The organism is Saccharospirillum salsuginis (genome assembly GCF_014651855.1).
GTDB classification, from domain to species: Bacteria; Pseudomonadota; Gammaproteobacteria; order Pseudomonadales; family Natronospirillaceae; genus Saccharospirillum; species Saccharospirillum salsuginis.
The window spans coordinates 76,454-97,250 of record NZ_BMXR01000016.1; the positions used below are offsets into that span (position 1 = coordinate 76,454).

At 57.2% G+C, this 20,797-nt stretch carries 17 protein-coding genes; 7 read left to right on the forward strand and 10 right to left on the reverse strand.

Going from position 1 to position 20,797, the window contains the following annotated elements; translation table 11 throughout:
- Positions 1-7: 7 nt before the first annotated feature.
- Both IE111_RS22535 and IE111_RS22540 read left to right on the forward strand, forming a co-directional pair.
- Positions 8-661 carry an AHH domain-containing protein gene (locus IE111_RS22535; RefSeq protein WP_189613156.1) on the forward strand — a complete coding sequence of 218 codons (654 nt, stop codon included), beginning with the start codon at positions 8-10 and terminating at the stop codon, positions 659-661.
- Complete coding sequence (locus IE111_RS22540) at positions 661-1,290, forward strand: hypothetical protein (RefSeq protein WP_189613158.1); 630 nt, start codon at positions 661-663, stop codon at positions 1,288-1,290. The genes IE111_RS22535 and IE111_RS22540 overlap by 1 nt, the downstream gene beginning before the upstream one ends.
- Here the strand turns inward: IE111_RS22540 and IE111_RS24840 are convergent.
- From IE111_RS24840 to IE111_RS22585, 10 genes are all read right to left on the reverse strand, one after another.
- Complete coding sequence (locus tag IE111_RS24840) at positions 1,218-1,508, reverse strand: tyrosine-type recombinase/integrase (protein ID WP_373300967.1); 291 nt, start codon at positions 1,506-1,508, stop codon at positions 1,218-1,220. The genes IE111_RS22540 and IE111_RS24840 overlap by 73 nt on opposite strands.
- A 12-nt stretch (positions 1,509-1,520) precedes the next feature.
- Positions 1,521-1,802, reverse strand: a complete 282-nt coding sequence (locus IE111_RS24600) for a site-specific integrase (protein ID WP_229805488.1) — start codon at positions 1,800-1,802, stop codon at positions 1,521-1,523.
- 221 nt (positions 1,803-2,023) lie between these two features.
- The gene (locus IE111_RS22550; RefSeq protein ID WP_189613160.1) at positions 2,024-5,074 is read right to left on the reverse strand and encodes a type I restriction endonuclease subunit R; all 3,051 of its coding nucleotides are present in this window, start codon (positions 5,072-5,074) and stop codon (positions 2,024-2,026) included.
- 14 nt (positions 5,075-5,088) lie between these two features.
- The gene (locus IE111_RS22555) at positions 5,089-6,399 is read right to left on the reverse strand and encodes a restriction endonuclease subunit S (protein WP_229805489.1); all 1,311 of its coding nucleotides are present in this window, start codon (positions 6,397-6,399) and stop codon (positions 5,089-5,091) included.
- Positions 6,396-6,629 carry a hypothetical protein gene (locus IE111_RS22560; protein WP_229805490.1) on the reverse strand — a complete coding sequence of 78 codons (234 nt, stop codon included), beginning with the start codon at positions 6,627-6,629 and terminating at the stop codon, positions 6,396-6,398. Before IE111_RS22560 ends, IE111_RS22555 begins: the two co-directional genes overlap by 4 nt.
- Before the next feature lies 1 nt (position 6,630).
- A complete protein-coding gene (locus IE111_RS22565) occupies positions 6,631-9,912 on the reverse strand; it encodes a DEAD/DEAH box helicase (protein WP_189613162.1) in 3,282 nt (1,093 codons plus the stop codon).
- A complete protein-coding gene (locus tag IE111_RS22570; RefSeq protein WP_189613165.1) occupies positions 9,909-10,703 on the reverse strand; it encodes a hypothetical protein in 795 nt (264 codons plus the stop codon). The genes IE111_RS22565 and IE111_RS22570 overlap by 4 nt, the downstream gene beginning before the upstream one ends.
- The gene (locus IE111_RS22575) at positions 10,700-11,263 is read right to left on the reverse strand and encodes a virulence RhuM family protein (protein WP_189613166.1); all 564 of its coding nucleotides are present in this window, start codon (positions 11,261-11,263) and stop codon (positions 10,700-10,702) included. Before IE111_RS22575 ends, IE111_RS22570 begins: the two co-directional genes overlap by 4 nt.
- The gene (locus IE111_RS22580; RefSeq protein WP_189613168.1) at positions 11,260-13,431 is read right to left on the reverse strand and encodes a type I restriction-modification system subunit M; all 2,172 of its coding nucleotides are present in this window, start codon (positions 13,429-13,431) and stop codon (positions 11,260-11,262) included. The genes IE111_RS22575 and IE111_RS22580 overlap by 4 nt, the downstream gene beginning before the upstream one ends.
- Before the next feature lie 153 nt (positions 13,432-13,584).
- Positions 13,585-14,283, reverse strand: a complete 699-nt coding sequence (locus IE111_RS22585) for a DUF2441 domain-containing protein (protein ID WP_189613170.1) — start codon at positions 14,281-14,283, stop codon at positions 13,585-13,587.
- 424 nt (positions 14,284-14,707) lie between these two features.
- On the opposite strand from IE111_RS22585, the gene IE111_RS24845 reads away from it, so the two are divergent.
- The 5 genes from IE111_RS24845 (at position 14,708) to IE111_RS22610 (ending at position 20,767) form a co-directional block, all read left to right on the forward strand.
- Positions 14,708-14,890 (forward strand): tyrosine-type recombinase/integrase, encoded by a 183-nt coding sequence (locus IE111_RS24845; protein WP_373300966.1) that lies wholly within the window; start codon positions 14,708-14,710, stop codon positions 14,888-14,890.
- A gap of 789 nt (positions 14,891-15,679) precedes the next feature.
- Positions 15,680-16,891, forward strand: coding sequence for an extracellular solute-binding protein (locus tag IE111_RS22595; RefSeq protein ID WP_189613174.1), 1,212 nt, complete (start codon positions 15,680-15,682; stop codon positions 16,889-16,891).
- Between the two features lie 232 nt (positions 16,892-17,123).
- Positions 17,124-18,137: a carbohydrate ABC transporter permease gene (locus IE111_RS22600; RefSeq protein WP_189613176.1), complete on the forward strand. Its 1,014-nt coding sequence runs from the start codon at positions 17,124-17,126 to the stop codon at positions 18,135-18,137.
- A gap of 1 nt (position 18,138) precedes the next feature.
- Positions 18,139-18,987: a carbohydrate ABC transporter permease gene (locus IE111_RS22605; protein ID WP_189613178.1), complete on the forward strand. Its 849-nt coding sequence runs from the start codon at positions 18,139-18,141 to the stop codon at positions 18,985-18,987.
- 436 nt (positions 18,988-19,423) lie between these two features.
- A complete protein-coding gene (locus tag IE111_RS22610; RefSeq protein WP_189613180.1) occupies positions 19,424-20,767 on the forward strand; it encodes a GH1 family beta-glucosidase in 1,344 nt (447 codons plus the stop codon).
- The last annotated feature ends 30 nt before the right edge of the window (positions 20,768-20,797 follow it).

Below are 20,797 nucleotides of genomic sequence, written 5' to 3' on the forward strand. Positions count from 1 at the left end.
TAGCCACATGACGGTACTGGACAAAATCACCGGCACTGACGAGAAGGACTCTCAGTATCGAAAGCGATTGGAAAGGGCGGTACAAAGCGAACAGGATCATCCGATCCACCATGGCATTACCATGCAGGCGCATCATTTGCTCTCTCAGGAAGGCATTAAGTACTCAAAGTTGGGTGATGAATTGAAGCACCGAGGCTATGATATGAACGTAGTTGAAAACCTCGTTTTTCTACCGAGTGAGTTAATCGGGGCTTGCCATCTAGGGGTGCAATTGCACCGGGGAAACCATACAAACGTTTCGAAGTTCACCGGGCGTTCATATCACAATGAGGTTAAGTATCAGATTCAGGAAATTGAAACCAAAATTTTTACCTGCAAAAGAAACCCCATGCAAACTAAGGAGTACGTTTGTGATGAGATGGATAAAAAATCTAGGAAGATGCTCAAATTAATTGCCGAGTTCAAAATGCCCTTAACGCACATTGATGAAGCCTTCGGCCTGGATGAGCAGGTGGGGTGTGGTAATCAAAACACCCTAGATGACCATAGGGAACGAGCGACGACTTGTCAGTATCGACGTGATCATACCAACCACAGAGACCCTAAGGGCAATACCATTACCTTCCCCAAGCAATACTATGTACTAAAGGTGGGCCAATAATGACGGATTACAATGATCAATATTATATTTCCCTGATTCCGGCAGGTGATGAAGTGCTCTTTCCTACGCTCCATGACCGGTCAGCTAAGTGTCGGTATCGATTCCGAAAGTATGACATAAGCCAAGGTCCAATATTTTTTGAAAATTGCTATCGCGAAGAAGATCGAAAAATGGGGGTCAATCGAGACCCATTACCGGATATTCTGGTTGATAGTGCTGAACTCATCGTTCCGCCAGTTTTTAAGGAGTATCTGCAGCGTTTTCCTATATATGGTATGCAGTTTGTGCACGCCATTTACGTTGATGACTATGATAAATGGCATGATAATCGCTGGGCTATGAATTTTTATGAGCGCATCCCTGCTTTGGATGTTGATAATTGTGAAATAGACTGGGAGTTCTCAAACCCTGAAGAAAGTGAATATGACGTCGTGCGCTTTAGTTTGTCTGAAAGCGTTTTGAACGACATACCAGAAGAAAGTCGTTTGGTTTTTAAAATTGGTCAATCGTGTAAATCCTATGTCATGGTCCATCAAAAAGTTAAAGACTTTATCGATCAGGCTGGCTTTACCGGTTTGCGACTGATCAAAGTATCTGAATTTGAAGAAGGTCGGCAGTTTAAAGGGTAACAGAGTGGGCCGACCGTCACTAAGCGGTCTTTTGCGCCCTTGCCTTGTTCGATGCGCAACCAACCGCGTTCGCCGTCGAGATCCTGCACCTTAAGACGCACGACTTCGCTGCCCCGCAGGCCACACTCGTACGCCAGAGCCATCATGACTTGGCTCTCGGGGTGCGTGCAGGCGGCGAGGATGCGTCGCACCTCGCTGCGGGTCAGCAGCTCGGGGATGCGCTGGGTGCGTTAGGGCACGACCAGAGTCGCTTCGAATCCCGGCCAACCCAGCACCTTCACATAGAAAAAGCGAAGGGCGTTTAAGTACAATCGGCAACTGGCCGGGGCCAGACGACGCTCCTGGACCAGGTGGTCCAGAACGCCCTGCAAGTCCTCGGTCGTCAATCGATCGGGGGACACCTGGCTATACCGTGCCAGTCGCTCGACCGCGTATAAATAACTCTCGTAAGTTCTCGGGGAAAAGCCACGCTGTTGCATGACGCGGATCATTTGTTGGCGTAAGAGGCTCATTCTTTTTCTCCTCTGACGCGACCCGTAAATGGATCGGGAGGAGTATTGGCAATGAGCCGAATTTTGCCCGAAAAGTGTAAGAAAGGTGGCCGCCGCGAAGCGGCTTAGTTCAACGCCAAGCTCACCGGCACATATTGTGGAGAGCGTTTTTGTGTAAAATTGGAGCAACGCGACATACACAATAACGAGCGTAGCAATATGTGTCCGCGTGCAGCTCTTTGTTATGCATTGTTTTTCTCCCCTGCCTGCAACCGCTCATACACCTCATGCAGCAGGTGCTCTCCCGCAACGCGGCGGAAGTCATCGTCGTTCATCAGGCGGCCAAAGATCTCCTCGTTGCCGTCCATGCGCTCGATGAACAGGTTCTCCAGCATCCGGTTGAAGACATAGGCGAAGTTGTCACGGGTATTGGCCTGGGCGGCTTCGCGCAGGGTGTCATTCTCGACGGCGCTTTCGGCGATCTGGTCGAAGAAGAGCTGGTCGGCGGGGGTGAACTCGGTGCCGAAGCGCTCGTTGAGCTTGCCGATCAGGGTGGACAGCTCCACTTCGTCATCCTCGGCCTTGCCGGTGCCGACCTCGGTGGGCCCGTACAAGGCTTGCGCTTCACCCACGCCCAGATCGATGGCCCCCTCGCTGATCTTCTGCAGCCGGTAGTATTTCAGCGAAACTTCGTCTTCCAGCTCGAACACGGTGTCATCGGTGCGCCGGGGCAGCTTGTGGAGCAGAAAGCGGGCATAGCTATAGAGCTTTTCCAGGCTGCTGTCCTGGTAGGGGATGATCTGGGCCAAGAAGGCATAGAGGTTGCGGAAACTGGCGAGCTGGCCCTTGAACTGGTCCTGATGGTCGTCATCCAGCGCTTGGTAGCGTTCCACGGCCTGGTCGAGAATGGCGTTGATCTTCTGGTGGTCTCTTGCGGTGGGTTCGTTGCGGTTCTTGTACCAGACCTCAGCGAAGGCGTTGACTTCATCGGTAGTGAAGACCTGGTGCTCTTCCAGCCGGTGTTGCAGGTCGTAGAGCTGGTGGGGGTCGCTGGGCTCACCGGCGGGGGTGACTTCGTAGTAGGGCTTGAAGGCTTCAAAGATCTCCCCCGGCTCATTGACGAAATCGAGCACGAAGGTGTATTCCTTGCCGGGGGAGGTGCGGTTGAGGCGGGATAGGGTCTGCACCGCCTGAATACCGGCCAGCCGCCGGTCCACATACATGGTGTGCAGCAGCGGCTGGTCAAAACCGGTCTGGTACTTCTCGGCCACCAGCAGCACTTGGTAGTGCTCGGAGGCGAAGCGCTCCGGCAGCTCGGATTCCTTGATGCCCTCGTTCATGCCCACTTCGGTGTAGGACCGATCCGGAAAGTCCGGGTCGGTGACGCTGCCGGAGAAGGCCACCAGCGAGCGGATGCCGGTGATGTCGTGGTCCTTGATGTACTTGTCAAAGGCCTGCTTGTAGCGCACCGCGTGCAGGCGCGAGGCGGTGACCACCATGGCCTTGGCCCGGCCACCGATACGGTGGCGCGTATTGTGTCGGAAGTGCTCGACGATCACCTCCACCTTCTGGGCAATGTTGTGCGGGTGCAGGGACATGAAGCGCGCCAGCGCTCGCGCCGCCTTTCGCTTCGGCACCTGCGGGTCGTCCTCGATGGACTTGATCAGCCCGTAATAGGTCTTGTAGGTGGTGTAGTGCTCCAGCACATCCATGATAAAGCCTTCCTCGATGGCCTGGCGCATGGAGTAGAGATGAAACGGCGGCTGGCCGTCCGGGCCGGGCTCATTGAACACCGCCTGGGTCTTGAACTTGGGCGTGGCGGTGAAGGCGAAGAAGCTGATATTCGGCTGGCGCGGGCGCTTGAGCATTTCCTTGAACAGCTCGCGGCGCGCTTCCTCGGAGAGATCTTCCTCCTCCACATCCAGAAACTCCTCGGCAATGGCCGATTCGATGCCGTCACGGTTAAGCACCTTGCGCAGCTCCATGGCCGTCTCGCCGGACTGGGAGCTGTGGGCCTCGTCCACGATCACCGCGAAGCGCTTGCCCCCGGTGTTCAGCGCCACTTCCTCGCCCTTCTTCGCCAGAGTGTCCATGGCCTGGGTAATAAAGGGGAATTTCTGGATGGTGGAGATGATGATGGGCACCCCGGATGAGAGCGCTTGGGCAAGCTGCTGGGTGTTCTCGTCGATCTTCTGCACCACCCCCTGTTTGTGCTCGAATTGGTAGATGGTGTTCTGCAACTGCTGGTCGAGCACCCGGCGGTCGGTGATCACCACCACGGTATCAAAGACCTTGTTGTCCCCGGCATCGTGCAGGCTGGACAGGCGATGAGCCAGCCAGGCGATGGAGTTGGACTTGCCCGAGCCCGCCGAATGCTGCACCAGATAGTTGTGCCCCGGCCCCTTGGCGCGGGCGGAGTCGATCAGCTTGCGCACCGCGTCGAGCTGGTGAAAGCGGGGGAAGATCAGGGTTTCCTTCCGGTGGCGTTTGACGCCCTTTTTGGTGGTGACCTTTCTCTCGCTCACCTCCAGATGCAGGAAGCGGGCGAGGATGTCCATCAGGCTGTCGCGGGTCAGCACCTGCTCCCAGAGATACGCGGTACGGTAGTTGCCATCTTCGGCGGGCGGGTTGCCGGCGCCGAAGTTGTGGCCGCGATTGAAGGGCAGAAAGCGGGTGTCGTCCCCGGTCAGGCGGGTGGTCATAAAGGCCTGGTCCGGGTCCACGGCGAAATGCACCAGCGCCCGCTCCTTGAAGCGGAAGATCGGCTCGGCCGGGTCGCGGTCGCGCCGGTACTGGCCCATGGCGTCGTCCACCGTCTGCCCGGTCATGGGGTTCTTCAGCTCCAGCGTGACCACCGGCAGGCCATTGACCGACAGCACCATGTCCAGCGATTTCTTCGGGTGCTTCTCGTTGAAATGCACCTGCCGGGTCACCCGCAGTCGGTTGTGGCCGTAGGCTGCTGCCGCCTCCGGGTTCATGCCCGTATTCGGGGCGAAATAGGCCAGCCGGAAGGTCTTGCCAAAGCACTTGAAGCCGTGGCGCAGCACATACAGCGCGTTCTTGGAGGCCAGCTCCTTGACCAGCGAACCCAGCAGCACGTCCCCAGACTTGTCGCCATGCAGTTTCACCAGCGACTGCCAGCGCTCCGGCTGGCTGACGGAGACAAAGGCCAAGACCTCATCCGTGAACAGCGCCCGTGCCGGATCGAAACCGCCGGCATCACCGCGCTCGTATCCGCCCTGCTCGATCAGCGACTGCTCCATGGCCTGTTCGAAGTAGATTTCCTGGTGCATGGCTTTCCCCCGGTTCAGGCCACCTTGATCTGGCCGGTGACGGCGTTGGTGATCAGGGCGGAGCGGTATTCTTCCAATCGCACAATTGCGTTACTTATGCGCTCATGAATCTCGTCGAGACTTTTCACATTTCCAGATATCCAATCGACAATTTCATGTACTTCATCTGCTGGCGGAAGAGCAATGCGGATACCTCCTACAGTGTCCGTATTTAAGTTCAGCTGTGTGCCAAGCTTCCCGAGCCCCAAATAGGGTTGGCCACTCTTGAAGATCCAAAACAGATACTCGGATAGCTCAGGGGGGATTCGAGGGAAATACACAAACCCGTCATGAATACAGCATTTGATTCCTGCAATTATGGGCTTTCCAACGCTCCCGGCAATACTCAGAAACAAATCCCCAGGATGTCGCTTCACGCTCAAACTCGCACCTAATTCCGATAGCCGTTGAGTCGTCTTTTCAAGGCGCATCTCCGAAGCTGTGACATCTGCAATCCTCACCCACGAATATTCACCCTCGTCATCAAAATAGATTGGATCGTCAATTGGACGCGGGGAAGCACCTCGTAGGACGGGAGTAATCCACTTAATCGCCATTACATCCCAATGCGCCGGAATCTCCCCCAGCCACTCGATGCCGCTGTCTTTCATGGGGGCATCGGGGTTGAGGCCCTTGGTGACGGCGCGGGTGATCAGGGCGGTGCGCTTTTCGGCCAGCCGGTCGAGCAGGCGGCGCTTTTTGGCGATCAGGGTGTCAATCTCGGCGGTCTTGCGGTCGAGGAAGGCGGCGATTTTTTGTTGCTGGTCCAGCGGTGGAACCAGCGCCTGAAAGTCCTTGATAAACAGATCCGGGACGCGCTTTTGTCCGCCAGCGCCATACATGGCTCCTTCACCCAGCTTGCGAAACAGCTCGGAAATGCTCAGATAAAACAAAAAGCGTCCGTCGATATCGTCAGCCGGACGAATGACATGCAGCTCAGTTGTACCAAATGCAATCCCGTTCCTCAGCCCTTTCGCGAACGCGCCCTTGCCGTTCTCAAAGCACGGGGTAATCTTGGCGACAACGACATCACTGTCGGCAAAGTAGGTATAGCCGTCGCCGACTTCGTCCAACGCCTTGACTTGATCAAGCTGAATGCCGCCATGTTCGCCAATCGCGGCCATGGGCACGAAAGAGACTTCGTCCTCCGGTGCCAATGTGATCGGCTGCGCCTTGTTGATCCGCGTGAAAAACCGCAAGCGTCGAGTAACCCAGCCTTCAGGGCAAGGCAAGGCATGATAGAGGTCCATGGCACCCAGCTGAGCGGATGAGGAGGCCGCATTCATGATTTGCCCTCCTTCTTGATCCGCTCCTCCAACGCCTCCAGCTCCCGCAAGTCCTCGGCATCGGCCTCCAGCGCCTCGTCCCGCCGCCGCTGGGCGTCGAACCGCTCGTAACGCTGGTGGGCGATATGCTCCATGCGGTCACGGCTGATGCTGCCCGTGCCGTCGAGGTCTTCTCGTTCGTTTAATGCCAGCAGCCGGTCCACATTGGCCTCATGCAATTTAGCTGCCACCCTAAGAACCCTCCCCGGACAGAATCTCCCATACTTTCTTGTAACCGGCTCCACTCAGGGGCGCCTGCTCCGGCATTGCACGGCTCCAATCTCTATGGGACATATTTTTGAGGAATTCACGCGCCTTTCCGACAGAATATCGTTCATCTTTACCGCCATATATTTCGCGATAGAGCGAGCCGAGATTCTCGGATACACTACGAGGAGCAGAGTTCATCCGCATCAACACCGCATCTTCCGTACGAACGCCGTGATAAATCATGGCAGGCAGAGCATTGATGCGGCGGCGCTCAGCCTCGGTCATCCTTTCAAAGTCCATCCCCGATACACGACTCAAGGCCGACACACCCCAAGTGCCGTTATTGACAATAGCGCGATAGATCGCCTTGCAAGCATCGGTAAACGCCTCGGTTTCCGACCGCTCGTTATTCTGTGAAAAATAGGTTTTCGCAATGTCCTCCAGCCGCACGCCATTCACCCAGTCGCGTGTGATGTTGGATAAATGGGCATGGTCGAAGCCATCACCACCTATTTCCTCCAACTGCTGTTTCAACTGGGGAACCTTGAGCATGACCCCGAACAGGTCCGCCATGCGGCCTGCATCTCCAAACAAGCTTTCCGGCGCCCAGTCATCAGGTCTCAACTGCTCTTCGAGATTCCGCATGCCGCTCATCGCTTTTTGCACGCCTTCAGGCGAGAAACCGGTCTGATCGGCCAGTTCCGCCGCCCCCGGCATATCAGCCAGTTTGCGGGCATAGCTCTGCGTGGCATTCAACAACGCGTCAGCCTTGTCACGCTGGGTCGGGTCATTGCGCAGGGTCGTGTATCCATAGGTCTGCCGCAGAAGTTGTTCGGATTCCGCTAGTACCGCGTCTAGATTTTTCTTTTCCGCCCAGAGGTGAGCAACATAACATCGAAAGTCTTCCCACTGATCTTGCCAAAGAACGGCATCGAGATCGTTTAGCTGGCCTTGGGCAGCCAGGTCATCAAGAAGTGCAATCAAGCGGGAGGCGAGAGCGCCGGTATTGCGGCGAACAAAATCGATTATCGCGTCTCTGTCCTTGCCCTCGGCAAGGCCGACAACGCCGACGCTATCATGACCGATTCTGCCGGCCCGACCAGCGAGGTTCCAGAACTCCCGAGGAGACATTTCGACCGACTGCCGTCCCTGCGGAACAAAGCGGGAGGCCAGAAAGATTGACGATACCGGGAAATTGATGCCCTGGGCGATGGTTGATGTGGCGCACAAAACGCGGAGGTGACCAGACTCCGCGAGCCACTCCATGAGCGTTCGGATTTCATCAGACAAGCCCGCATGGTGGACCCCAATCCCATGGTCGAGCATTGCTATCAACTCGAAATCTTGGCTGACTTCTGTCTTTAGAAAAGACTGCACTAGTCGAATGTCATCGGGAACAACTTCGAACTTCGAAACACTGCCTGCTGCATGACGGGCCATGTTCCAGACTGTGTTAATGTTGTTGGCGACGGCAATACTAGTGCGCCTCCGTGTAGACATGACGGCAGCCATGGCGCCGGTCTGCAAGCCGAATCCCGTCTGTTGCCCTCGGGCCAACACCTTGCTCTTCGGCACTGCTATCGGCTTGCACTTGCCCGCACGATGCGTGCCGCGCAGCTTCATGGCCCTCTCAGTAACAGTCAGCGTTTCATACTCGAGCCGCCACCCGGCCCGTTCGCTGTCATCTTCAACTGCACGGTAAAGCCCGATAATCCGTTCGTTTGGCTTCCAGGCAGTGGTACTGAAACTGATCGCTTTCCCGGCGTTGACGTCTTGTGCTAGCCAACGCGCCACGGTCTCGCTGTCCTCGACATAGGGCATCAACAACAGAAAATTAGCTTGAGGGCAATCACGCTTGATTGTGGCAAGAAGAAACTCGATCCGGAGCCCTCTGGCCTCCGTTTCGAGATTGTGCGCTTCGTCCATCACAACAAGCGCAAGCGGACGCGGCACGTTCTTATTACGGATGACCAGCGAAAGCTTTTCCGGTGTCGCAACCAGCACATCGAAAGGCTTTTCCTGGTCGGTAAGAAGCTCCTCCTCGAAAGCATCAACCTCTATCGCCCCACTGAGTTGTTCAACCCGCAGGCCGACCGGCTCGAAGTCACGACGCAACCGTCGCGTGATTTGCGCGGTCAACGCCCTGGTCGGTGCGACGTAAGCGACCCACCCAGGGTTGTCGGGCACATCAAACTGATTGAGCGCCTGGAGAATCCGGAACTGCGCCAGCAATGTTTTGCCACCGGAGGTCGGCATGTCTACCACGATCGCGGTTTTAGCCTGATCAAGAAGGCCCTGTTCGAGCAGAGCGGCACGTTGCGGTGGCAGTAGTTCGAACATCGCCTGGTGCTCTCGTTTGGTCAGCGCCTTGACGAAGGCCGACACACGGGAGTTGACGGTTCGAGTGCCCCACCACAGGGAGTTCGTGACCATGATCCGGGCAGCGGCATGAAGCCAGCGCAAGATCATTTCATGCCGCGCATCACCCGATGCAGTTGCAGCCTTGATGCCCGCTTCAAAATGCTTGTCGAGATCACCAAAGACGGTAGGGGATTGCCCTTGCAACATGTATTCAGCAAGGATTTCCGTCGCCTTCGCCCAGTGATAGAGACCGATCAGCCGCAGGGCGATGCTCCTGTCTTCCACTTCGGAACCATTGCTCAGGCGCGCTTTCTCATGCGTTCTCTGGTCTTCCCGCAGTCCAGCGATAATTTCACGGATGCGATCAAGATCATCCCAACCATCCTTGCGGAACAGCCGTACCCAGCAGTCGAACAAACGGTAGAGCAGCCGTCTGTCCCACGGCACACCCGCCACCGACGGCACCACAACCGCAACTCTTTTTTCCGTGAACCAGCGCCTCAGGTCTGACCCACGATCACCGCAATAGGCAACGGCAGCCAGTTGCAGCACATGGAAAATACGTTCTTCCGTGTTTTCCGGTATCGGCGCTAAACGACGAATGTCAAAGGCGTGATGCGCGGCGGCCGCAGTTTGACCTCGCAGACCATTGTCACCGCCAGCGGGGCGGCTCAGGGCATCCAGGCCCTCAATTGCGGCCATTTCATAGGCCAGGGCGACACGCTCCAAAAGTCCTTCGTCTACTTCATCGCCGGCAAAGGAAAAAGTGATCTGACGGCCAACTGCCTGCCAAACCAGTCGCTCATTGACCACCTCGGCCGCTCGAATACGATCAGCTTCGGGAATCGCTCTGAGCGCCCAATGGGACTGAAGATTTTGTAGCGCTGCAGTGGAAATGGTCATGTGCCACCCCCTTCCTGCGTCGCAAGAGCCTGTGCCGCCAGGCTGCCGATTGCGTCGGCTGGCAAGTACAAGGCAAGCAGTTCGACCTTTGTGCCAGCCGGACAGCCGTTTCCAAGTTTATCAACCCTCACGCGCACGTCGTCCACGTGCGGCTCGACATCGCGCACCAACACGCCAAAAAGCTGAACGTCCGACGTATTGTTGAGATAACGCTTGCTGGCGGCCTTGAACCTATCCTGCCAGGTCGCGTTCTTGGCGCGGTGCCCCAGGTACCTGAACAGGTCGTTGCGAATGTTCTCCCTATCCCGCAAGTCTTCCAACTGCTGCTTCAGCCCGGTCCGCCCGTAAACGGCACCGGGCGGGTACTTGGCTTCCCCGGACGTCTTGACTTCTCCGAAAACAAAGCGGCTGCCCTGTTCATCCTGTTTAATACCTACTAGATCTGCCCCAGGCAGACTCGAGCCGCTCTTACGCTCGTCCCGGCCGTCCGGCCAAGGAAATAGGCAGCTCCTATGCTCACTCAGATAGGCTTCGGCAATGGCTTCGCCAACCCGCCAGTTCTCTACACCTTCGGGTGCGGCCAATGCCTGGGCTAGCTGCTTCTGCTCGAAAGAGGTCTCCGCGACTCCGACCAACAGTTGTTCAATGTCAGCTTTACCCTGTTCATCGAAGACCAACGCCGAAACTTGGCCATTGATCGCCGTGCCGAGTTCATCATCGTTCCACGATCGACCCGTTCCGGTGCTCGGCGAGGCTCCATGGCTATAGCACTCAGTCCCAACGGCAATCATAGCGCCACCTCCCCGTTCATCAGTGTGGACAGGAGGAGGTCGCGATTATCGGGCCGGTAGTCGCTGGACAGGGCGAACAGATCCCTTACCTTTTGGTAGAAACGCCTCTCCGAGGCGCGGATGTCGCGGATACGTGCCAGTAGCTCATCGAAGTAGTCCCAGCTGCCGGGCTCTTTCAGCCGCTCGTCGTCCATGACGAAACCCTTAACCAGGTACTCCTCCAGATGAGCGGTGGCCCACTGCCGGAACTGGGTGCCGCGTGGGGACTGTACCCGGTAGCCCACGGCCAGGATCATGGGGAGATTGTAGAAATTGACCGTGCGCCGCACCTGTCGCACCCCTTCCTGACGAACTATTAAATTTTCTTTAATAGTTGCCTCGGCCGATAGTTCGCCGCTTTCCAGGATGTTCTTGATGTGGACATTGATGTTGGGAACCGAGGTCTGAAATAGTTCGGTCATTTCCGCCTGAGTCAGCCATACGGTATCGCCGTCCACCCGTAGCTGGATCTCCGTCCGGCCGTCCTCGCTGCGGTAAAGGATTAGCTCGCCCGCGCTCATGCGGTCACCTTTTTCAGCATCTCCAGAATCTCTCCCTCCAGGCTCTGAATATCCCGTTCAATCTCCTCCAGCGGGCGGGGCGGCTCATAGACATAGAAATGCCGGTTGATGGGGATCTCGTATCCCACTTTCGTTTTGTCGTGATCGATCCAGGCGTCGTCGACGAAGGGCAGCACCTCGCGGGCCAGGTAGTCCTCGCAGTGGTCGCGGACGAGATCGAGCAACTGGCTGTTGTCGGCGTCCTTGTCGTAGCAGATCGGCAGAGGCAGCGGGATATCGGCTGGTAGCGGCACGATCTCGGTGTCGCGCAGTTCGGTATCCGGCTCGGGGTTGCCCTTGCTGTCCCGGCAGATGGCGGCCTCGGGGTCGCGCTCGGACAGGGCATTGAGAATGGCCTTCTTGATCGGCGCGGGCAGTTTCTCGCCGGCGGCCTTGAAGGCGGCCTTGAGTAGTGGTTCGAACTCGGCGCGGTCGGTATAAAGTTTGCCGTCCAGCTTCTGCAGGATGCCGATAAGGCGCTGCTGGGCGGCCTCGCCGGCTTTGACCTCGGCCTCCATCTCGGCTTCGTTCTTGCGTTTTTTGCTCTTGGCGAGATTGATGAAGGCGGTTTCCTGCCACAGGCGTTCGATGCGCTCGGCGCTGGCCTGGAAGTTGAGCCGCAGGGGGCGCTCCACGGTGACTTTCAGATAGCCGAAGTCGCGGTTGTCGAAGACCTTCGAGCAGATCCGCTCGCTCTGCTCGCCGTTCGGCCCCACCCGGCAGGTGGCGCCGTCGGTGAACTCGGCATAGAGGCGGGTCAGTTCCTCGATGTGCTCATCGCCCAGCTCGTTGCGCTTGTTGCCCAGGCTCTTCTTCATCTTGCGGTAGTGGCGGGTGCCGTCGATAAGCTGCACCTTGCCCTTGCGATCAATGGGCTTGCGGTTGGTCACCAGCCAGATGTAGGTGTAGATGCCGGTGTTGTAGAAGAGCTGGTCCGGCAGGGCGATGATGGCATCCAGCCAGTCATTCTCGATGATCCAGCGGCGGATGTTGCTCTCGCTGGGGCCGGGCTCGCCGTTGAACAGGGGCGAGCCGTTGAAGACGATAGCGATCTTCGAGCCCTCGCCGCCTGTTTCGGGGCTGGGCTTCATCTTGCTGAGCATGTGTAGCAGGAACAGGGTGGCACCGTCGTTGATGCGTGGCAGGCCGGGGCCGAAGCGGCCGTTGAAGCCCAGTTCCTTGTGCTCTTTCTTCACATAGTCTTCCTGGGGCTTCCACTCGACGCCGAAGGGCGGGTTGGCCAGCATGTAGTGGAAGGTCTTGTCCGGGTGGCCGTCGCCGGTTTCGCCGTCGCCCAGGGTGTCGCCAAAGGCGATGTTGTCCACCGGCTCGTCCTTGATCAGCAGATCCGAGCGGCAGATCGCCCAGGATTCCTCGTTGTACTCCTGCCCGTACAGCGCCAGGTGGGCCTGGGGGTTCTGTTCGGTGATGTATTCTTCGGAGACCGACAGCATGCCGCCGGTGCCGGCGGTCGGATCATAGATGGTGCGGGCGATGCCGGGGGTGTAGACCTCCTCGTCCTCGGTGTAGAGCAGATGGGCCATCAGGCGGATGACCTCGCGGGGGGTGAAGTGATCCCCAGCTTCCTCGTTGGCCTGCTCGTTGAACTTGCGCACCAACTCCTCGAACACATAACCCATGTCGTGGTTACTGACCTGGTCCGGGTGCAGGTCGACTCTAGGGTCCGCAAATTCCTTGACGATGAGATACAGCCGGTTGGCCTTGTCCAGCTTCTCGATCTCCGACTCAAAGCCAAAGGCCTCGAAGATCACCCGGGCGGACTCGGAAAAGCCGTTGATGTAGCTGGTGAGGTTGGTGGCAATGTTCTCCGGGTCCGCCAGCAGCTTTTCGAAGGTGTAGGGGCTGATGTTGTAAAGCGGATGCTCACGCCCCTGACTGGCCTTGCGCGCCAGCACCTTGTGCAGGGCCTCCCCTTCCAGTCCGCGCGCCTGAAGCTTCTCGTACTCCTTCAGCACCCGTTCCTTGGTGGGCGCCAGCACGCAGTCCAACCGGCGCAGCACCGTCATGGGAAGCATGACCTTGCGATACTGCGGCGGCCGGTAAGGGCCACGGAGCTTGTTGGCGATTTCGAAGACGAAGTTGATCAGGTTGGTGGTGTTGGTGGTCATCTATGCCCTTATTGCGTGTATAGGCTGAGAATTCGACGGTGTTGTTTACTCAGGTTCCGGTATTTATATAGAGCATAACGCCCGGCTCACGCGCCGGTTTGGAGCCGCGAAGCGGCGGAAAACTGGTCGCTGTGCAGCCGATTGTTGGGTGACTTATGGCAGTTTACTCCCATAACTTCGAATGTATTCCAACTGCTCAGGATCAGAAATCACAATTTCTCCATCAAGTAGATACTCCCACCTGCTTCCATGTGGAGCTGCATCCCCGGCCCAATAGCGATGTGCGCAGTCCATATCACCCGTCCTGATAAACTCATCAAACCAGTGTGTGTTCACTTTCGAGAGAGCAAGCTGGTTGGAGATTTTAACGCTGACCATATAAATATGGTCTCCAAGCATGCTCTTAATGTGTTTAGCTCCCTCTTCGTTTGCATCCGCTAACCAAAGGCATGATAGTCGACTAACTTTGCCTGGGTAATCAGATCTCCTCAATTGCTCCAATGATAATTCTGCTTCCGACAACTCCAGAATCCTCTGCTTTTCCTGTGCAGATACGAGGATCTCATTCCCGTGGCCATCCACCATGTGTAGCCTTCGTCGCAACATGACCGCTTTGATCAAGATTGTTGCACTTCTGGGGGTAACAGCCCCACCTTGGTAACCGTTTTCGCGAAGGTCTTCGATCGAGAAATTTTCAACAGGCTTATGTACTGCCCCCAAGCCTGGCTCAATAGAAGCTAGATAGTTCGGTGACCAAATCCGTCCAGCGATTGCAAAATTATTACAGGGCAGGAAATCGGCCAGACTGATTGCATGCAAATAGCTCATTAATTCACCCAACAGTTTATTCATCGTCGCCCGCGCCCCTTATTCCGGCACATCGCTGTTGCAACTGTACCACGCAGATCTGGCCGAGCCCAGCAACCACAGTACTTACAGGCTATCACGGGAGGTCCCTAAACCGGATATCAAATCCACAAAAACCGTCTCACCCGACGCATATCCCGGGAATCAGCGTCTTCGGAGACACATATTCCGGAGTTTTCCCGGGATATGTGTTGCGCTACATGTTGAGCCTTCCACATCCATCAACACTCAGAAAACCGCGCTGAATGCTTTGGTATTTCTGTTCAGGGAGTTTTTGCAACAAGATGTTGGTCAACTGACCTTCAACCTGGCAAAGAAGCCCCGAAAGCTACCGAGCGTGCTGTCGCGTGATATAGCCCAGTCTATTATCGGTCACCTGTCTGGTTTACATCGCCTTATAACTTAGCTTATGTATGGCAGCGGCCTTCGAATCATGGAAGCCGTCCGTTTGCGCGTGAAGGACCTGGACTTCGCTAATGAAGGCCTGTGGATTCAGGAAGCCAAAGGTGGCAAGTCGCGCCGGACGCTCTTACCCACTCGTTTAATTCCCATTCTCCAAGAGCAAGTTGAATTCGTTGCCAGTTTGCATTAGCGGGGAATCGTGAGTCCGGTGGATGTGGTTTGACCCTCTCCCCTAGCCCCTCCCGAAACGTCGGACCGCCCGTGGGAGAGGGGAACAAATCGGTGGCGATAATCCCTCCCGTGGTGTCGGTTTGCCCGAGGGAGAGGGGAGCAATTCCGGTGAGCCGGAATTATGGAATAGGCACGCTACCGCCCGGTCGGTTATATGACACGCCAAGTAGGATCGGTTTTTTGTGATGTGTATAGGTTTACCTTGGATTGAGGGGTTATTCAAGGGTTGATTGAGTGGAGGTGTCGTTTGTGTCCGATTTTGGGGGAGTTTGGGCATGCCGGCGGTTCGAATCGGTGTGGGGTATGGTCAAGTAGTTGAACAGCGCCAGGAAATTCATATGCCGCCAGTCCGGCACGACATCGCCCGGGTCGGGCCGGTGAGTCCCAGCCAGGCGGCGGTCGGGGAAAGTAGCTGTCGTTTCATGGTTGGCTCCTGTTGTTTCTGTGTAACCAGTTACAGTTTATAGGCTTGTGGTATCCCTTGTCAGCTCTGTCCTGCGGGGCTTTTACGCATTTATAGGCCGTTAAATAGCGGGTTTACGGTTTTATTTTGCTTGACACCCCATCGGGCGATCCTTATCGTAACTGTAAACGGTTACAGATAATCTGTCTAAGACCGTTTTCATAACGAATAAAACTAAAAACGGTTACATGTCGTTAAGCTCGGTTCTTAACGGCTGATCGAGCCCCGGTCCCACCGGTTGCTTGGGCGAACCGACAACAACAAGAACGAGTCTGGAGGCAACTCATGACACTCAAAAAGACCCTTGGTTTTACTCTGGCCACGGCCGGCCTGATGAGCTCGGCCCTCGCCGCCGATATCCGCTTTGACGGTTTCCCGGATTACGACAGTCAGCTCGAGGCCATTCTCGGCGGCTTCGACCAGCACGATGTCGATATGCTGATGAACGAGCACGGCGGGCATCACGACAAACTGAAAACCAATCTGGCCACCGGCAGCGGCGCCGGCGATGTGGTGTTGATCGACCGCGGCTTCGTCGGTTCCTTCATCAACCAGGGCGGCTTTGTCGACCTGACCGAAGAATACGCACCCTATAAAGACGGCTTCGCGGACTACGCTGTCGCCCAGGGCACCAGCGCCGATGGCCGCCAGTACGCGGTACCGGTCGACCTGGGGCCCGGTGTGGTCTATTACCGTCGCGATTACATGGAAGACATGGGCTACGACCTGGACGACGTCATGACTTCCTGGGACAGCTATATCGACTATGGCCGCGAATTGAAGAAACACGACGTTCTGTTGATGGGTAACGCCATGGCGTTGGCCACGGCGTACTGGAATTTCAACGTCGAATCGGGCAACGGCCTGTACTTCGATGCCAATGGCGAACCGCTGGTTACCGGCCCGCGTTTCCAGCGAGCCTTCGAACTGGCCAAGACGGTTCGTGAAGAGGGGATGGACGCCAACATCGCCGAGTGGACCGAAGAATGGTACGCCGGTTTCCGCGAAGGGCGCTTCGCCACCCAGATGTCCGGCGCCTGGTTGCTCGGTCACCTGAAAAACTGGATGGCACCCGACACCGCCGGCAACTGGGGCGTCAGCAACCTGCCGGACAACACTTACGGCACCTGGGGCGGTTCCTTCCTGGCCATTCCGAAGCAGTCCGACAACCCCGAAGCCGCCTGGGACCTGATCGAATACATGATCAGCGAAGACATGCAATTGGCCGGTTTCCAGAACATCGCCGCTTTCCCGGCGCACACCGACACCTACGACGACCCGATGTTCGGTGAATCCATCGACTTCCTGCGTGGCCAGAAAGCGCGCCTGTTGTTCGCGGACATCGCCGAGAACGTCGAGCCGGTCGAACCGCACGAAGGCGACCAGATCGCCGAGTCCCTGGTCACCACGGCGCTGGAACAAGTCCTGAACGATGGCGTCGACATCGACACCGCGCTGGCGAATGCTGAGCGGCAAATCAAGCGTCGAGTTCGCTGAGTTTTGGATTTCACTTTTGGCTAGCACCGGATGCCGGGTAGACCCATTCGGGGCGGTCCGACGCTTCGGTGTCGGTCGCCAGGATGGCGGCCGTCAAGCCCCCATGGATGGGTTGAGTGGGCGGCACCCCGCGCGACCCCGAATGGGTCTACCCAGTAGCCGGTGCGGGTTCTGGCACCAAGGTGCAAACCTCACATCTGAGTAATTACACCCTCACTCCCTGGTCCTGGTTATGAGTACGAACCTAGAAACCCCTGTGTCCGCTCCGGCCAATTCAGCCGCCGAACGCGACAACGCCCCGGCCGATCGCTGGCGAACCCTGTGGCATAAAAGCACCCCTTACTGGTTCATGTCGCCCTACATTCTGATCTTCGGAATATTCGGCATCTTTCCGGTTTTCTTCATGATTTTCCTGTCCTTCCACACCTGGAATCCGGTCGCGGGACTGGGGTCCATGGAATTCGTCGGACTGGAGAATTATGCCCTGAGCCTGACCGACCCGACGCTGTGGCAGACACTGAAAAACACCATCCTGATGGCGTTGTATTCCGGTGTTCCCCAACACCTGGTGGCCCTGCCGATGGCCTATCTGTTGGTGCAGCTTGGCAAGCGTGCCCGGCACTGGCTGACGACCGCTTACTTTCTGCCGTACGTCACCTCGACCATTGCGGTCTCGATGATCTTTTTCGTCATGTTTTCCAAGGAAAGCGGCATCATCAACCAGGCACTGACCGGCCTCGCCAATGGCACGCTAACCGGTTGGGCATTCGGCTGGATCAACGACCTCATGCCCATTGGCTGGGTTCAGGAAAACAGCCTGATTCGCTACTCCGTCTCCTTCGTCGTGTTCTGGAAATACGTCGGCTTCAACATCGTCATCTACACCACCGGTCTCGCCACCATTTCCGACGATTTGTACGAAGCCGCCATCATGGACGGCGCCAATGCCGTGCAGCGTTTCTTCTACATCGCACTGCCGCTGCTGCGCCCCTTCATCTTCTTCGGTGTCACACTCACTATCATCGGCAACATGAACCTCTTCGACGAACCCTATGTCCTGACTCGCGGACTGCAGCAAGCCTCCACCAACGGCATGACCATTTCCAACTACCTCTACCGCGTCGCCTGGGAATGGCTCGACATGGGCGGGGCCGCCGCCATCTCCTGGATCCTGTTCGTCGTCATCGGCGCCTTCACGGGGTTCTACTTCTGGTTCTTCGGCCGTCGCGGCCTGGGAGGCGATTGATATGACACGACTGACCGCACACATCAACCTGCGTCTCATCGGCCGCGCCATACTCTGGGCGGCGCTGCTGACCGGCGTCTTCATGACCGTCTTCCCGTTCTTCTGGTCGCTGCTGATGGCCACGCACGACCGCACCACCATGTTTTCGAGCGGGCTCAACCTCTCGCTCGGCGACCAGTTGATCGCCAACTACGCCCGACTGCTCGACACCATGGATTTCTGGGTCGGCATGCTGAACAGCTTCTCAGTCTCCATCATCGGCACTATCGCCTCGCTCCTGTTCTGCAGCATGTGCGGCTACGCTCTCGCGGTTTACCAGTTTCGCGGCCGCAACGTACTGTTCGGCATGATGATCTGCTCCATGATGCTGCCGCCGATCCTGACGCTGATCCCGTACTACATGGTCATCGACGCCATCGGCCTGACGAATACCCACCTGGCCGTCTGGCTGCCGTTCAGCATCAACCCGTTCGGCATCTTTCTGATCCGCCAGTACGTCGTCGCCTCCGTCCCGCGTGACCTGCTCGAAGCCGCCAAGCTCGATGGCGCCAGCGCCTTTCGCACCTACTGGAGCGTCGTACTTCCATTGTTAAGACCCGGACTCGCCACCCTCGCGATCGTCCAGTTCGTCTTCCTGTGGAACAACTTCCTGCAACCATTGGTCGTGCTGACCAGCAGCGAAAAAATGGTCATCACTCAAATGCTGCGCAGTGTCCAGGGTATTCCCAACACACCCTGGGGCGCCCTCATGCTCGGCACCTTTATTTCCATCCTGCCACTGGTCGGCATCTACATGGCCGCCAGCCGTCAGATGATCAGCGGGCTCACCAGTGGGGCTGTGAAGAACTGAAGAACCAGGGGCTAGTTGCCAAAACCCGCACCGGTGACCGGGTGGACTTATTCGGGTGGTGCGACACTTCGCTCGTCGTAAACCCGTCCATGGGGGCTTGGCGGCCGTATCCGACCGCCATGGATGGCGGGAGTGCCGGTTTTGCATGGAGCAAAAACCGGCCGGGCGGCCGACATCCCCGACTAGGTCTACCCGGTACCCGGTGCTAGCCATCATTGCATCCTCGTAGCTCAACAAGGCTTAAAGGACAGCAACTGGGAGTATTTACGATGGCTAGCGGAGGATGCCCGGTATACCCATCCGGGGATGTGCGCAGCAGGGATGCTGCGGTCAAGCCTACATGGATGTATATACGGCGACCCCGGATGGGTATGCCGGGCAGCCTTCGCGGATTCTGGCGTTGAATTGAACTACTTGCACATTGTTGGAGAAGACTATGAGTTTTAATTTGCCGGATCATTCACCGCTTCGCCGGAAAGACTTTTTGTTTGGTGTTGCCACCGCCTCCTTTCAGGTTGAAGGCGCCACCGAGGAAGACGGTCGGGGTGAAAGTATTTGGGACCGTTTTTGTGCCACTCCCGGCAAAGTCCTGAACGGCGACAACGGCATGCCCGCCTGCGACCACTATCATCGCTGGCCCGCTGACCTCGACCTGATCAAAGAGCTTGGCTTCGACGCCTATCGGTTCAGCATCGCCTGGCCGCGCATCGAACCCGAGCCCGGCGTCTGGAACCCCGCCGGTTTCGACTTCTACGACCGGCTCGTCGACGGCATGCTCGAACGCGGCCTTCAACCCTACGCCACCCTGTATCATTGGGACCTGCCCCAGTACCTTGGCGAGCGTGGCGGCTGGGTCAACCGCGACACCGCCTATCGCTTCGCCGATTACGCCGACAAAGTCACCGAACGACTCGGCGACCGGGTGTTGGGCTATGCCACCCTGAACGAACCCTGGTGTTCCGCCTTTCTCAGCTACCGGCTCGGCATTCACGCCCCCGGCCTGAAAGACGATCGTCTCGGTTTCCAGGCCGCCCACCACCTGTTGCTTGGTCATGGTCTGGCACTGCCTGCGATGCGACGCAACGCACCCAAGGCACAGCACGGCATCGTGTTGAATTTCACACCCGCCTATCCCGCGACCGACTCGGCCGACGATCGTCTGGCGGCGGACTATTCGGACGAGGAAAACAGCCATTTCTATCTCCAGCCGCTGTTGACCGGGGAATACCCCGAAGCCGTGCGTCAGCGCCACCCGGAGTTGATGCCGACTGTCTACCCGGGCGATATGGATATCCTGAAGCGCGACATCGATTTCCTGGGCGTGAATTTCTACACCCGTGCCGTCGTCAAGGCCGGCGAAGGGCAAGATTACGAAGCGGTGCCGCAGCAAGCCGAAGAAACCCACATCGGCTGGGAGATCTACCCCGAAGCGCTGACGGAGCTGATCACCGGTTTCAAGGATCGCTACGCCAACCTGCCGCCGATCTACATTACCGAGAACGGCGCCGCCGACAACACCGAAGTGGAGCAGGGCGAAGTGAACGATAGCCTGCGCGTCGCCTACTACGACCGGCACTTGCAGGCCGTGCAGCATGCCATAGAGCAGGGCGTGGACGTACGCGGTTACTTCGCCTGGAGTTTGATGGACAATTTCGAGTGGGCCGAGGGGTACAGTCAGCGGTTCGGTATCGTGCACGTCGATTACGAGACCCAGCAGAGAACGCCCAAAGCCAGTGCCCGCGCGTTCTCGGACTGGTTGAGTGATCGATCCGGAATGTAAAGGCGGCGATTCTGAAAAGGATTTCAGAGG